Annotated in this window: 12 protein-coding genes and 1 tRNA gene; 3 read left to right on the top strand and 10 right to left on the bottom strand. The window is 50.2% G+C overall.

The annotated features are described in order from the left end of the window. Positions 1 to 172: 172 nt before the first annotated feature. Entirely contained in the window at positions 173 to 1,639 is a 1,467-nt protein-coding gene (locus ACO6VE_RS16855) for a M48 family metalloprotease (RefSeq protein WP_422451067.1), read from the top strand. A gap of 125 nt (positions 1,640 to 1,764) precedes the next feature. Here the strand turns inward: ACO6VE_RS16855 and ACO6VE_RS16850 are convergent, their stop codons facing one another. Beyond that, complete coding sequence (locus ACO6VE_RS16850; protein WP_422451066.1) at positions 1,765 to 3,240, bottom strand: F-box/WD repeat-containing protein; 1,476 nt, start codon at positions 3,238 to 3,240, stop codon at positions 1,765 to 1,767. Positions 3,241 to 3,566: 326 nt separating this feature from the next. On the opposite strand from ACO6VE_RS16850, the gene ACO6VE_RS16845 reads away from it, so the two are divergent. Both ACO6VE_RS16845 and ACO6VE_RS16840 read left to right on the top strand, forming a co-directional pair. Beyond that, complete coding sequence (locus ACO6VE_RS16845; RefSeq protein WP_422462442.1) at positions 3,567 to 5,246, top strand: hypothetical protein; 1,680 nt, start codon at positions 3,567 to 3,569, stop codon at positions 5,244 to 5,246. Between the two features lie 596 nt (positions 5,247 to 5,842). After that, a complete protein-coding gene (locus ACO6VE_RS16840; RefSeq protein WP_422451062.1) occupies positions 5,843 to 6,835 on the top strand; it encodes an ankyrin repeat domain-containing protein in 993 nt (330 codons plus the stop codon). A 63-nt stretch (positions 6,836 to 6,898) separates the two neighbouring features. Here the strand turns inward: ACO6VE_RS16840 and nadA are convergent, their stop codons facing one another. From nadA to tolR, 9 genes are all read right to left on the bottom strand, one after another. Then, positions 6,899 to 7,936 carry a quinolinate synthase NadA gene (gene nadA, locus ACO6VE_RS16835; RefSeq protein ID WP_422451061.1) on the bottom strand — a complete coding sequence of 346 codons (1,038 nt, stop codon included), beginning with the start codon at positions 7,934 to 7,936 and terminating at the stop codon, positions 6,899 to 6,901. A gap of 256 nt (positions 7,937 to 8,192) precedes the next feature. After that, positions 8,193 to 8,268: transfer RNA gene (locus tag ACO6VE_RS16830), tRNA-Lys, on the bottom strand. A 48-nt stretch (positions 8,269 to 8,316) separates the two neighbouring features. Then, positions 8,317 to 9,012, bottom strand: coding sequence for a 7-cyano-7-deazaguanine synthase QueC (gene queC, locus ACO6VE_RS16825; protein ID WP_422451060.1), 696 nt, complete (start codon positions 9,010 to 9,012; stop codon positions 8,317 to 8,319). A 176-nt stretch (positions 9,013 to 9,188) separates the two neighbouring features. Further along, positions 9,189 to 9,827 (bottom strand): 7-carboxy-7-deazaguanine synthase QueE, encoded by a 639-nt coding sequence (gene queE / locus ACO6VE_RS16820; RefSeq protein ID WP_422462440.1) that lies wholly within the window; start codon positions 9,825 to 9,827, stop codon positions 9,189 to 9,191. Positions 9,828 to 9,849: 22 nt separating this feature from the next. Then, on the bottom strand, positions 9,850 to 10,698 hold the full coding sequence (ybgF, locus tag ACO6VE_RS16815) for a tol-pal system protein YbgF (RefSeq protein WP_422462438.1): 849 nt from the start codon (positions 10,696 to 10,698) through the stop codon (positions 9,850 to 9,852). A gap of 106 nt (positions 10,699 to 10,804) precedes the next feature. Beyond that, positions 10,805 to 11,365: an OmpA family protein gene (locus ACO6VE_RS16810; RefSeq protein WP_422451055.1), complete on the bottom strand. Its 561-nt coding sequence runs from the start codon at positions 11,363 to 11,365 to the stop codon at positions 10,805 to 10,807. A 233-nt stretch (positions 11,366 to 11,598) separates the two neighbouring features. After that, positions 11,599 to 12,933, bottom strand: a complete 1,335-nt coding sequence (tolB, locus tag ACO6VE_RS16805) for a Tol-Pal system beta propeller repeat protein TolB (RefSeq protein ID WP_422451054.1) — start codon at positions 12,931 to 12,933, stop codon at positions 11,599 to 11,601. After that, positions 12,930 to 13,778 (bottom strand): TonB family protein, encoded by an 849-nt coding sequence (locus ACO6VE_RS16800; RefSeq protein ID WP_422462435.1) that lies wholly within the window; start codon positions 13,776 to 13,778, stop codon positions 12,930 to 12,932. Before ACO6VE_RS16800 ends, tolB begins: the two co-directional genes overlap by 4 nt. Continuing rightward, complete coding sequence (gene tolR / locus ACO6VE_RS16795) at positions 13,779 to 14,240, bottom strand: protein TolR (protein ID WP_269674966.1); 462 nt, start codon at positions 14,238 to 14,240, stop codon at positions 13,779 to 13,781. Positions 14,241 to 14,253 lie beyond the last annotated feature (13 nt).

Raw genomic sequence — 14,253 nt, 5'->3', positions numbered from 1 at the left:
ATAGCTACGGCTATGCTCCCTCCGTTGTGCCTCGCATAGCACCTGCCCAAGTAGCCAGAAATATATGATTCCATATGGCCAGCTACTTATATTACTCAACCATAAACAGATTCGTGATAAAGTGTACTGTAGAAAACACGGGTATGGATATTCTATGAAACGAGCGGGCTTTTTGTCAGTACTTATATTAGCCACAGCACTGACCGCGGTACTATCGACCTACTCCAGCGTCACCATGAGCAGCAACCTCAACCTGCCGAGCCTGGGTGATAGCACGTCGGGTATTATTTCCCAACAGGAAGAGCATGAGCTCGGACGGTCATGGTTAAAAGCCCTGCGCAATCAGACCCCCATGGTTTCTGACCCGCAACTGAAAGACTACCTGGAAAACCTTATCTTCCGACTGGCCGCTGCCAGCCAACTGCAAGATCACCGGCTGGTCCCGCTGGTGATTGACAGCCCGGTCCTGAATGCTTTTGCCGCCCCGGGCGGCATTGTTGGCGTCAACACCGGCCTGTTTCTCAATGCCGAAACCGAAGCCCAGTTTGCCGCCGTTCTGGCACACGAACTGGCACACTTGAGCCAGCGTCACTACGCCCGCAATGTTGAAGAGGCACGGAACAAAAGCATCCCCAATGCCGCCGCCATTCTTGGGTCCATACTGATCATGGCCACCGCAGGGGGAGATGCCGGTGCCGCAGCACTGACCTCAACCGTGGCTGGAATGCAAAGTGCACGGCTTCGTTTCAGTCGCCAGTTTGAACGGGAAGCGGATAACATCGGCATCACCACCCTTGCCAGGGCCGGCTTTGACCCACAGGCGATGCCTGAAATCTTTGAACAAATGAACAAAGCCAGCCGCTACGGCAGCCGTCCTCCAGAATTCCTGCTGACACACCCGGTGACAGAAAACCGTATCGCAGACTCCCGGGCACGGGCTGACCAGATGTCAGACCAGCAGTTAAAAACTATGAAAGGCTCACAAAACTACCAATTCATGCGAGTCCGTGCCGCCGTCCTGAACAGCAACAACCATCATGAAATGGCCAGACAGCTGAACAAGGAATTAGAGTCCGGATTAACCGCCACATCAGCAGCCAGCCTGGCTCCCACTCGGTATGGTTTGGTGCTGGCCAGCATGAAAACCCGAAACTTTACGGTCGCAGAGCAGCAAATGAATCTTCTGCTGCAACAATACCCTGATAACCCTTATCTGATTATGACTCAGTCCCTGGTCCAAGCCGCCTCCGGAAAAGCCAGCCAGGGTCTTAAACGCATCGACCAGGCATTGAGTACCAACCCACAAAGCTACCCGCTGCTGGCCACCCGGGCAGAAATTCTGCTGCAACAACAGGATTATGCCAGTGCCCGGGATGAGCTGCAGAAACTCAGCCGCCTCCGTCCGGACGATCCGGACATCTGGTTTGAGCTGGCGGAAGTTCAGGGGCTGGCAGAAGACATTGTCGGCCTGCATCAGTCAAGGGCTGAGTACTTCTTCCTGAATGGCAATCTGGATGATGCTATCAGACACCTGCAGTATGCATTAAAGATGTCAGGGGATAACTTCTCGCTCAAATCAAAACTTCAGCAAAAGCTGACGGATATGCAAAACTATCGCCAGAAAATGAGAAATTCATAATCAATATCCAGAAGACGCTCCTGCCTGGTCCTGAAAAATGGCTCCAGGGCAGGCCGCTGCACGGTGACTTTTAGCTCAGATAGCACTGGTATTTTTTTCATTATCAAGCAACGATTTTTCTTCTTTCAGAGGGAGAAGGAATCCAGCTGCCCGGCTATTGCCGTGACTGAGTTCACCCCGTCAGTATGCCCTTCAGCGTCGACACACATAGCCGCTGCCTTGAGATCCCACACCTTTATGGTCTTGTCTTCAGAGCAGGAAGCGAGCAGCCCATTGGGCAATTGCGTGACTGAGTTCACCCAGCTTTCATGCCCATTCAGCGTCGCCACACATTGCTGCCCATCGGGCATGCTCAGATCCCACACCTTTATGCTCTTGTCACCAGTGCCGTCACCCAAATAGACATCATGATAGCTACCAGCGCAGGAAGCCAGCCGACCATCGGCCAATACCGTGACAGATTTCACCCATTGGGTATGCCCATTCAGCGTCGCCACGCATTGCTGCCCGTCGGGCTTACTCAGATCCCACACCTTTACGGTCTTGTCAAGAGAGCTGGAAGCCAGCCGCCCATCGTCAAATGCCGCGACAGATGTCCCCCATTGGGTATGCCCATTCAGCGTCGCCACGCATTGTTGCCCGTCAGGCTTACTCAGATCCCACACCTTTACGGTATGGTCACCAGCGCAGGAAGCCAGCCGCCCATCGGGCAATTGCGTGACTGAACTCACCCCCTCGGTATGCCCACGCAGCGTCGCCACGCATTGCTGCCCGTCGGGCTTACTCAGATCCCACACCTTTACGGTTTTGTCAGTAGCGCAGGAAGCCAGCCGCCCATCGGCCAATGGTATGACTGAGCGCACGTGATAGGAATGTCCACGCAGCGTCGCCACGCATTGCTGCCCGTCGGGCTTACTCAGATCCCACACGTTTACGGTCTCATCATCAGAGCAGGAAGCCAGCCGCCCATCAGGCAATTCCGTGACTGAGTAAACAATGCCAGTATGTCCATTCAGCGTCATCACGCATTGCGACCCATCGGGCTTGCTCAGATCCCACACCCTTACGGTTTCGTCAGCAGCGCAAGAAGCCAGCCGCCCATCAGCCAGTGGCGTGACTGACATCACCTCGCCAGTATGCCCAGACAGCGTCTTCACACAGGTTTGCGAGGCATCATTTCCCAGAGAAGCCAGGTATTCATTGCTTACGTATCTGCCACAGGCAAGTCGTAAAAAAGGGTTCTTGATTTCATTGTGTGGAAGAGCAGGTATCCCCCTGTTTTCAATTATTTTTCTATAGGCTTCGGAGGGAGATCCATAATATCGAACGAATAGGATTTTCAGCCTTTCTTCGGTGTTAAAAAGTGTATTTAACCGCCTGCTGGTCAAATCCAGGCTTCGCCAATCAACAAAACTCAGATTGTCAGCAATTTTAATCAGGAGTTCATCGGGTAATGCCAATAAAGGCGACACCTGTTCCGGGGGAACAACCGAAACCCTCTCTGACGTTTTTACTCCTGCCTGATTGTGACACGGGATTGTTCTACCGCAGCTGTGAAGGGAAAAATTAGCATTATCACCAATCTCAATCTTATTGTTCATAGAACCTCTGACCGTTAACGACTCTGGAGTTTATTTCCAAGTATGAAGTAATGAATTCAAGTTATAAGACTCTGTCCGATCTTTGCCCCGATAAATAGTTAAGCAAAATTTTGCCTCCGGAAGACGCACGAATTTAACTGCACAAGCTTTTCCCGTTAATTGGACAATATTTTCTTCAGACTCTGGAATTTAGATGACAAAGAGTTTGGAACTATCCAATGAAAAAACAGTCTGCACAATGGCTACTAACGTTTATATAAAGTAGGAGGTCAAGGTCGAATATGCTCGTTCGATGCGTCCCAAAATCTGATTCAGAAATCGACAGAATGATGAACCAGCATGGTGATTTTGATATTTGTCCGGCCAGTGCCAATCTGGAAAAAGACCCCAGACATAAATCAGTACCGCTAACCAAGCCAAATTCCCGTAGCACCGCCCCGGGACATTATCTGGAGGCTAAACTTGAGCCAGATGTCGCTGGCTTTTTTCTTCTTACCTGCAATGGTCCGGGTTACACCGTCATCCCACTGAACCCTGGCAAGCGTCTTTATCTTGTTGATGAGCACAAGGGCTTTGTGCAGGGTTTGAACCTGGTTATCAAGACGCTCCAGGAGCGAGATATCTGGGTCGTGCGAAGCTGGCTTGATGTAACCCGCAAAATAGATGCTATTACTGATCCGAAAGAGCGGCGCATTAAAGATGATTCCTGTTGGATGGACCCGACGATTTGGTATGAAAATCATTGCAACGCCGGACGCTGCTCGCTGCCCAACACTACTGCTGATCGATACCAGACTTTTACCGAGCACAAGGGTGAATCTGGACTATGTCGTATGTTAGTAAACACCCCCGAGTTGCTCAGCCACTATGTTGATGAAGGCCTGTTTTTTTCCGGAAGCTATGCCTGTGATAAAGCAGCAGACAAATCCCTGCTGCAAACTCAGGCCGCAGCCCCGGGGGTCAAAGGGCTTGATGAGCGATTAACCTGCGCTTTTTGTCTGAAGAATTCACGCTTTGTCGCGGCCGGGATAACCGAGACTTTTCAAAAAGAACAGAAAAACCCTATTAAGGCAGAGAATATTACCAGAAGTTATCTGAAAACGGGGGTGCTGCAGAGGGATGGACTGCACGACTCTCGTTGTTTAAGAAACATCTATCGCGACAAGCCTCTGGTGCAGGTAATCGATGCTGAGGGCAATGTCAGAGCCACCCAAATTTACTTTATTGCGGACCCCGTACAGGAAAGCAGATCAAATGAGCCTGATAAAATGGATCGATCCTGCCCCTACCTACGGGTGTTTGTGCTCCATCCCCATGACACACAAAAAGCAGGCTCCCTGTTTGCCTCCCACAGGGAGGTAGCTGAAATCATCCATCAGGAGAACAATAGAAAGCTGAGGGAAATGATTAACAGTTCAGCCCGGGAGGCTTCTTCCGTCATCATTGATTCAGGGAGAAACAGGCTGCTGGAATTGCCTGAGCATTCCAGAACCGTCGGGAAGTTTAAAAAGAAGCTGGACAAAGCCACTTTGGCTTTTCAAGTGCAATATGCTTCATCAGCCCTTTGCCTGGAGCTGGAATCATATAAGAAATTATGGCAACAGCTGCCTCCCCCCCGATCCCCGACAGAACAGGTTGTTTCTGATTTTTTAGTAAACGCCAACAGGGCATTCTGCCAGCTGTACACATGGAGTCACCTGATGGGCGAACTGATATTGCTGAGAAACAATTTCAGTAGTCATTTGCATTTCGTACTTAAACCCATCATTCAGAAAGTAGCATTACGACGTCTGCGAGCCCGGGATTATCTTCACCAAAGCATCATTAAGCATTCATCCCCCCCTCATCCGTCCTGGCCGTTGAGTATGACCCGGCTGGCCACCCCGTTTTCCTGGGAGAAGCTGCAAAGTGGAGATCCCTGCTTTCGTCAGATCAGCGAGAGAGGCACCGAAATATTGGTGCAGTTGCAGAAATTGACATTTAAGAACATTTCACAAGGCAGGTAACAGGCTTTGGGAGAAAATTGTGTGATGCTGCTGCTTTCAGAACAAAACCCTGTACCTGGACGATAAATAACGCCATTTGACCTCAAAATAATTATCACGCTCACGTCATCCTTGGGAACTATCCGCCATCTAAACGGTCAGAAAAAGATAAATATTAACTAAGTCAAGAATTAAGAAGGACTCTAATAATGCACAAGTTCACCTTTACTCACTCATCAGCCACCAGAAGATTTATACTGGAGTGCAGCTTTACACTGAACCCCAGGACAACTACCCGCAGGACAAATAGCAATCCTGATTCGCCCCCCTCTGGAACACACCCGGAGACCATTCGAGTCAATTTCAACGGTAAGCGGGTTCGCGAAACAACGCCTACAGGAAATCTCCCCACCGTCCAACCCCATGAATCTTTTACCCAGACCCTCTTCCAGAGAATTGCCCGGTTTTCTCCTTTTGCCAGGGAGGCGGCCTACACGCCCTGCCTTGATATCGATTTAGATGACGATGAAACTACATCTGAAAATGCCTCTGAATCATCCTTGCCCTTTCCCCAATTACCATTCAAATTACCTCTGGATGATGGACAGGAAATCAGCGTGGAGGATTTTCAGTCGTTATTCCTGTGGGCATGCTCAAACAATAATGCAAATGTCATCAACCATCTGGCGCAAGCCGTGCCTTCTTCGACGTTTATGCGCCTGACAACAACGGGTGCAGGCGAAAATCCTGCCTTAAATCCTTTTGCAAGGGCGGCCATATCGGGTAATAAGAAAGTTTTAACTTATCTGTGTGCAACTTTTCCCGATGCCAGAATACAAAAACAAGAAGCGCTACACTGGGCAGTGAAGAACAGACAATCGAAATCAGTAGAGATTCTCTGCAAAGAAGGTAAAGCTAACCCGGACTCGCCTTGCCCGAAATCGCTTTACCCGGACTCACTTTACCTGGAGTTGCTTTACCCGAATGGCCTGACAGCGCTACAGAAAAGCATGGAAATCGAAGATACCGATACAATGAGGGTACTATTATCGGCTGGAGCCAATGTCAAAAGATTTTATCATAATATCGCCAGTTCCTATTTTTATAAGGCCTTTAAGCAAGGCAATAACGATATTATCAGTATGCTGATCAGTGCCGTTCCAGATGTCAATAAGCCAATCATTACAGGCGGCATTCGACTGCTCCACCTGGCTGCCTGGTCTGGCAACCTGGAAATGATCGACCATCTGATAGAACGCAATGCCAGGATAAACCAAAGCACCGGTCGGTTGAATGGCAGCGCTACTCCCATGCATTTTGCAGCCTTAGAGGGCCACCTGCAGGCAATGTTCAAGCTTATCGACAATGGTGGCAATTTGGATGAAGGCAAAGCCAACATTGCCGGCTTTTTCTGGCACGAAGAGGGCACCTACCCCTCCACTGCTCCTTCGGCTAGACAAGATCTGCTTGAGAAAATGCCCTTCTGCCTATTTGGAGGTACGCCACTGGAACTATGTGTAGGGATACCACTTACATCGAAAGCTGAGTCACAAGCTGAGTTACAGGCCAGCTTGATAAATCACATGGAAAAACACAGGAAGAACTTATAAAACAATGCCTGGAGGCCATTCATTCTCGGACGACCTCCTCGGAAATCGGGAAGATAATTAATGTTAACCGGCCGCCGTAAAGTCCAACATGCGTTGTAAGGGCTTCAGTGCCTTATCCCGCAACTCATCACTGACTTCAATGACATTCAGGTCACCCGGAGTTTCCAGACATTCCAGCAGAGCATCAAGGGTATTCATTGCCATCCATGGGCAATGGGCACAACTGCGGCACGTGGCACCACTGCCTGCGGTGGGAGCCTCTATAAAACGTTTCTCAGGTGAAGCCTGCTGCATTTTATAGAAAATCCCACGGTCTGTAGCCACAATGAATGCGCTGTTGGGCATGTCCTGAGAAGCTTTCAATAACTGACTCGTCGAGCCCACCACATCAGCAATCTCAACCACTGAGCCAGGGGACTCCGGATGAACCAGCACGGCGGCATCAGGATAAACACGTTTCAGGTCTTCAATACCTTTCGCCTTAAACTCTTCATGAACAATACAGCTACTGTCCCAGAGCAGCATATCGGCACCGGTATTTTTTTGAATATAGCTGCCAAGGTATTTATCCGGCCCCCAGATAATGGCTTTACCCTGGGCATCAAGATCTTCGATGATATCAAGCGCACAGCTGGAGGTTACTACCCAGTCTGCCCGTGCTTTTACGGCAGCAGACGTATTGGCATAGACGACAACTTCCCGGTCAGGGTGTTGATCACAAAAAGCGGAAAATTCTTCCACAGGGCAGCCCAGGTCAAGGGAACACTCCGCTTCGAGGGTCGGCATCAGCACCCGCTTTTCCGGGCTGAGAATTTTGGCGGTTTCCCCCATGAAACGAACACCAGCCACGATCAGCGTGTTGGCATCGTGCCGGGCACCAAAGCGTGCCATTTCCAATGAGTCGGCAATAAAGCCACCGGTCTCATCAGCCAGTTCCTGAACGACAGGATCTGTATAATAGTGGGCAACCAGAACCGCTCCCCTCTCTTTCAGGAGCTGTTTGATTCTGTTTTTTTTGGCATCCTTCGCAACCGGATCCACCGGTAATGGAGCCTTCTGCAAATGGCCCTGAACGAGCTCTCTGTCTATCACTGCATTCATAAAGCTTGCATCCGGCAAAGCACTTTACCCTTCCAGGATGAACTGTTTCACGGCAGGTAAGTGTCTGCAACTTCCTCTATCAATCAGCCATGAGCCGAAAATATTACGTTACCGCTCTCCCCACAATGGCAGGAAGTCCAGCTCCGCACTATTTCTGCACCGCCATTTTCTAAAAAAAATGTGGCAGTATTCTAACACAGCATCAGCACTAATAATAATTATGGTGAAGAGGTAAATAAGAGGGTTTGGCAGGAAGTGGTGGGTCGTGTAGGATTCGAACCTACGACCAATTGGTTAAAAGCCAACTGCTCTACCAACTGAGCTAACGACCCAATCCGCGAAATTATACGCGCCAGAATTCGTTTTACAAGTGATTCGAGTTAAACCGCAATGCGATAAGTCGTCGGGTCATCAACCCCTGCTTCAATAAACCCCTTTCGCCGGTAACAGCAACTATCACAAACACCGCAGGCAGCACCGTATTCATCGGCCTGGTAGCAAGAGACTGTCATCCCATAATCCACCCCCAGCCTGACGCCTTCAGAAATTATTTCAGACTTGGTTAAATTCAGCAGTGGTGCCCTGATCCGAAAAAGATCACCTTCAACGCCAGCCCGGGTGGCAAGATTCGCCATATCTTCAAATGCTTTCAGGTACTCCGGGCGACAGTCAGGATAATTCGAGTAATCAACGATATTGGCACCAATAAAAATATCACGAGCCCCCAGCACTTCTGCCCAACCAAGAGCAAGAGAGAGAAAAACTGTATTCCTTGCAGGAACATAAGTGACCGGAACCTGGCTCTGGGCCTCCTTGAGGGGATCGCCGAAATCCGGGACTGCAATATCATCATCGGTCAGCGCTGAACCGCCTATATCAGTCAACCCCAGTTTTAACACCTTGTGTTCACTAACCCCCAGGGCCTCAGCTAACTTGCGGGAAGCCTCAAGTTCACAACGGTGACGCTGCCCATAATCAAAACTGACCGAGTAACATTCGAATCCCTGTTCTAAAGCCATCGCCAGAACGGTGGCCGAATCCAGCCCTCCGGATAATAGGATTACTGCTCTGTTCATCTGCAATACCTTTTTATGAAACAAGAATTAAACTAGTGCAGCTAAGCGCTGTTACCCATACTGTTCGTCCTGAGCTTGTCGAAGGGCGAAAACTCCGGACTCTGATAGATCGTGCCAAGCACCCTTCGACTCCGCTCAGGGTGAACGTGGTGTACGGGTAATATCGCTTTTCTGCACTAGACACCAGGCTGATCACCCCAGATCATCCGGTGCAGCTGTAATTGAAATCTCACCGGCAGCCTGTCTTCAAGGATCCAACCTGCCAATACCCGGGCAGACAGGGTGCCACTGACCGGAGAAAAAAGAACATCGGAAACCCTGTTCGCCAGGTCGTATTGGATCAGTTTGGAGACTGACCATTCATAATCGCCGCGATCGGCAATCACAAATTTCAACTGGTCTTGTCTGGTCAGAAAACCGATATTTTCATACAGGTTACGATGGGACTCGCCTGAGGCTGGAGGCTTCAAATCCATTACCTTGACCACCCTGGCGTCAACCTCAGAGAGACTGATTGCCCCACTGGTTTCAAGAGAAACCTCATAACCCTGGTCAGCCAGAAGAGCCAGCAACCCGTGGCATGCTTTCTGGGCCAGTGGCTCGCCTCCCGTCACGGTGACGTATCCGGGGTTATATTCTGATACTTTGTCCAGGATTTCTTCAGCAGATAATAACTCTCCCCCCTTAAAGGCATACTCCGTATCACACCAGCGACAACGGAGGGGACAACCGGTTAAGCGCACAAATACCGTAGGCAAACCGGTGGTTCTGGTCTCTCCCTGCAATGAGTAAAATATCTCGGTAATTCTCAGCATTGAGGATGACTGCCATCAGGTATCAGGAATCGCCCATGGTTCTCAAATAAGTATCAGAAAGCCTGGCTGCCGAGCTATCAGGATATTGCTGAATAACCAGCTCAAGAAGTCTCTTTGCCTCTTTCTGATTGCCGAGCAAGTCGTGCACTCGCCCAAGCTTATAGCTGGCATCCGGAACTTTTGGACTTTTTGGAAACTCATTCAAAATGATCTGGAAGGAGACTTTGGCGGCATCGTAATGCCCTTGAGCCATATCAACTTCACCGAGCCAATAATGGGCATTGTCTGCGTAACGACCTTCAGGGTAGGTTTTCAGCTGCTCCTGGAGTGCGTTTTTCGCTTTATCAAACTGTTTGGAGCGAATCAGGTCAAATGCTGACTGGTAAGCTGCTTCCTCAGCTTTCAAAGCCGGTTGGTTGTTTTTTTCTGCCGCCTCTGCCACTGGTGCGCTCACCATTGGTGGCTTTACGTTGGCAACTGGAGCCGGGGGCACGGACTGATCTTTCAATCGAGAGATTCGATCATCAAGGTCAAGATACCTGTCCCGACCTTCCTGCTGCAGTTGCTCAATGCGAAAGGCCTGCTCTTCCAGCTGCCCGCGCATTTCCATCATTTCCTGTCGAAGCTGATCAATCGTATTCAGCAGATGAGCCGTACCATTGTAATCAGCATCACTATCCGATGAGGATGAAATCGTAACAGGACCATCTGAGATCTGACTGACAACCGTTTGAGATTGAGCTGAAAGCCCCAGAGGTCTCGGTTCTTCAACCGGGGCTGCGGCAATTGCCACGCCATTCAGAGCACCAGCAAGCAACACTGGAAGAGCCAGCCCCGACATCAGCTTTGGGTTAGTGTTTCCTCTACGCATTTATCCCCCGGACGAAAAATGATACCAGTCGTATTCTCCTTTATCACCGGGCTGCTTTCCAGCAAGCTTACCGGGAGAGCATCAAGAATATGACTGGTATTATTGCTTACTCAGTAACAATTACCGCACGACGGTTCAAAGCCCACGCACTTTCACTGTGCTCAGGATCCAGAGGCTTCTCAAAACCGAAGCTGATTACTTCAACACGGTTAGCTGCTACACCTTTAGCGGCCAGGTAATCCATCACCGCTTTGCCACGACGCTCACCCAGGGCCAGGTTGTATGTACGGGTACCACGCTCATCAGTATGACCCTGAATGACGATATTTTTCATGTAACCCATATCAGAAGTCAGGTAGGCAGCATGCACATCCAGAGCCTTGTATGCGTCATTATCCAGCCTGGCACTGTCAAATGGGAAGAAATAGGTGTTCTTCTCCAGAAGCGCCTGAATCTCTTCCGGAGACTCATCAATTCGGCCACTGTCAATCACTGCCTGAACTGCAGGATCCAGAACTGGCTGAACTTCAACCAGCACCTCTTCTTCAACAGTAACAACCGGTGGCTGGATTTCTGCTGTAGTTGGCTCTTTCCTGGAAGCACACCCTGCCAGCCAGAGAGCGGCTACAGCCATAGAAGCCGCTTTAACAACATTGGCGATTTGCATTTTTAACTCCAATCATTCTCTACGGGATTTCAAAGATTTGTGCAGTACACTATCAGAACTGAAGTCACCCGACTAGCCCGAATAGCAAGGGATGGTGAGGTTTCCTCAGAGAAAGGGCTACCGGAAAAAAGCAGTTTAAACGAGCATAGCAGCAAGTCGGAAAATCGGCAGGGCAAAAGTGACTGCCTGCGATCTGCTTCACAGAACTTCAGAGCGGTCACCCTGCCTGTACGTTACCTGAGTTCAATAGCCGGGCCCCATGCAGGCTCCCGGACATCACCCTTGGCAGAAGGCAATCGCTGTTTCACCCGCCCATCAGCAGAAACTATTCCCAGCTCGCCATTCTTGCCACCCTGTACAGAATAGATCAGTCTGCGCCCACCCGGGGCAATACTGGGAGAATCTTCCAGGCTGGATGACGTCAGCAGCCGCAGTCTATCGGTATCCAGGTCGAGCACCGCGATGTTAAAGTCTGCAGCTCCCTCCCCTTTATGCACCAGAGCCAGGGACTTACCATCCGGAAAGACCTTGGCCCGGGCATTGAACCGCCCTTCAAAGGTTAGACGACGGGGCTTGCCTGTTGTGATAAATTCACCATCACTTTTACGGCTGACCTCCTGCTGATAGACCTGAGGACTCCCACCCCGGTTTGAGGTAAACACGAGACTGTTGCCATCTGGCATCCAGTCCGGTTCAGTGTCTATGGCGTAATGAGTCGAGACATTACTGATTTTGTTCGTTGCCAGATCAAGAATATAAATGTCCGGATTACCATCCTTGGAAAGCACCATGGCAATGGATTTACCGTTCGGTGCCCATACCGGCGAGTTATTCAGCCCTTTAAAACCGGTCAGTTTCTTGCGAATGCCCGTTGCCAGTTCCTGCATGTAAATGGCAGGGCGACCCTGCTCGAAGGAGACATAGGTAACCCTGGTTCCATCTGGTGACCAGCTGGGCGATAAAATAGGCTCGCTGGAGCTGAACACCTTCCTGTTACGTTTACCATCCGCATCGGCATAATTCAGCTGATAATCGGTTCTTTCAGCGTCGTGCCTCTGGGCGGTTACGTAGAGAATCCGGGTGGAAAAATCGCCCTTCAGGCCCGTGATCTTTTCATAGACAACATCGCTGATGCGATGGGCCATCTCACGAAGCTGGGCACTGTTTCCGGTAAATCCCCCCTTGGCAATGCGCTTTCCCCTGACAACATCATAAAGCTGATAGTTCACGGTGTAACCTGTGCCCCTGTGTGTCACCTGCCCTGTTACCAGGTAAGAGACCCCAAGCAACCTCCAGTCACGATAATAAACTTCCTGTTCACTGGCCGGGAAGCTGAGCATACTGGTTCTTGGCAGCGCCTTGAACAGACCGCTGAGTTTCAAATCGTTATCAATGATTGCCGCCGGGTCTTCCGGCAACACTTTCCCCCCTGTCCAGCTGAAGGGGGAAACTGCCATGGACACAGCCTGGTCATTTCCCTGGGTGACCTCAATGACAAGCTCTGCCTGAGCACTCATCCCCCAGAGCAGACAGTAAAATAATAAACAGGTTTTGAATAAGTGCCTCATTTAACCAGATCCTCGGGCCTGAATCGGAAGGTAATTCGTCGGAAGTGTTGTTCAAAAATTCGCCGCTCAAGATCCTTCAACTCCGAAAAGGGCGACGCTCGGCGTATAGCCTGAATAACGGAGCGATCAAACTCATCATTACCACTGGACTTCAGCATAGTAATATCCAGCACATCCCCAAAGGGAGAAAGACTGATTCGAATTTCTGCCACCATGTTATTGCGTGCACTGGGCGGCCTGCTCCAATACCGGGAGGTCAGGTTTTTAATCAGCGCGGCATATTGTGCCTGCAGCAGCTGGTCATGCTCAAGCTGCTGAGCAGCTGCCAAAGCCTGTTGCTCCATTGCCATGGCTTGCTCAAGCGCTTGCTGCTCTTTGCGCTTTTGCTCCTTTTCCCGCTGACGCCTCTCCAGCTCCTGACGTTCCCGGGCAGCTTCTTCCTTTTTGCGAAGCTCATCTTTTTTTCTTTCCTCTTCCCGCTTCAAGGCCAGGGCTTTCTGCCGCTCCTGCTCCTTTCGCTGCTGTTCCGCTTTTTTGCGCTTTGCCTCTGCTGTTTTTTTGGCTTCTGCCCGCCTTTTTGCCTCTTCTTTGCGCTTTTGTTCCACCTGACTCTGCGCAGGCTTCCTGACAGTTTGCGGCTTTGCCGCCGGTTCAGGCAACGATACCAATGCGGCGCTGATGGGCACCGGCGGTGCTATTTTTGGATGGGCGTCGGCACTCCAGTTGACTAAAAGCACACCAAACATCATGAGATGAAGAATCAGAGAGAGGGCTACAGAAAATCCATAACCTTCGGTCACCCTTGATATAAAGGCTGGAAAAGCAATATTAAACCATCTCTTCATCTACCGCTCTTCCATGCCAACCGCCACCGGATCAGTGACCAGCCCAACATGACTGATACCTGAGTTTTGCAGGCCAGCCATTAATTGAACTACTGATCCATAGGCAACGCTGGTGTCTCCTTGAATCAACACTTGAGTACCGGGTCTGGCACTCACGACCTTACTGACTTTCTCTGTCAGGGACGAAAGATTCACGGCTTTGTCATGGTCAGATCCGACGTCCATATAATAACTGCCATCCGCCTTGATAGAGATGACCAGGACTTCTTTATCTTCTGGCAGAGCAATATTATCGCTACTGGTTTTGGGCAGCTCAACTTTCACGCCCTGGGTCATCATGGGCGCAGTGATCATAAAAGCGACCAGTAGCACCATCATGATATCGATAAACGGCACCATGTTTATTTCAGACATGGGTTTACGACGACTTCTTATCTTTGCCCCACTTATCATCGGTGACATTGCGGTAAGATCC

It is taken from the genome of Endozoicomonas sp. ALB115, assembly GCF_049310245.1.
Taxonomy (GTDB): domain Bacteria; phylum Pseudomonadota; class Gammaproteobacteria; order Pseudomonadales; family Endozoicomonadaceae; genus Endozoicomonas.
Note: the sequence above shows the minus strand (reverse complement) of the source record. Positions and strands in the feature narration are given on the sequence as shown.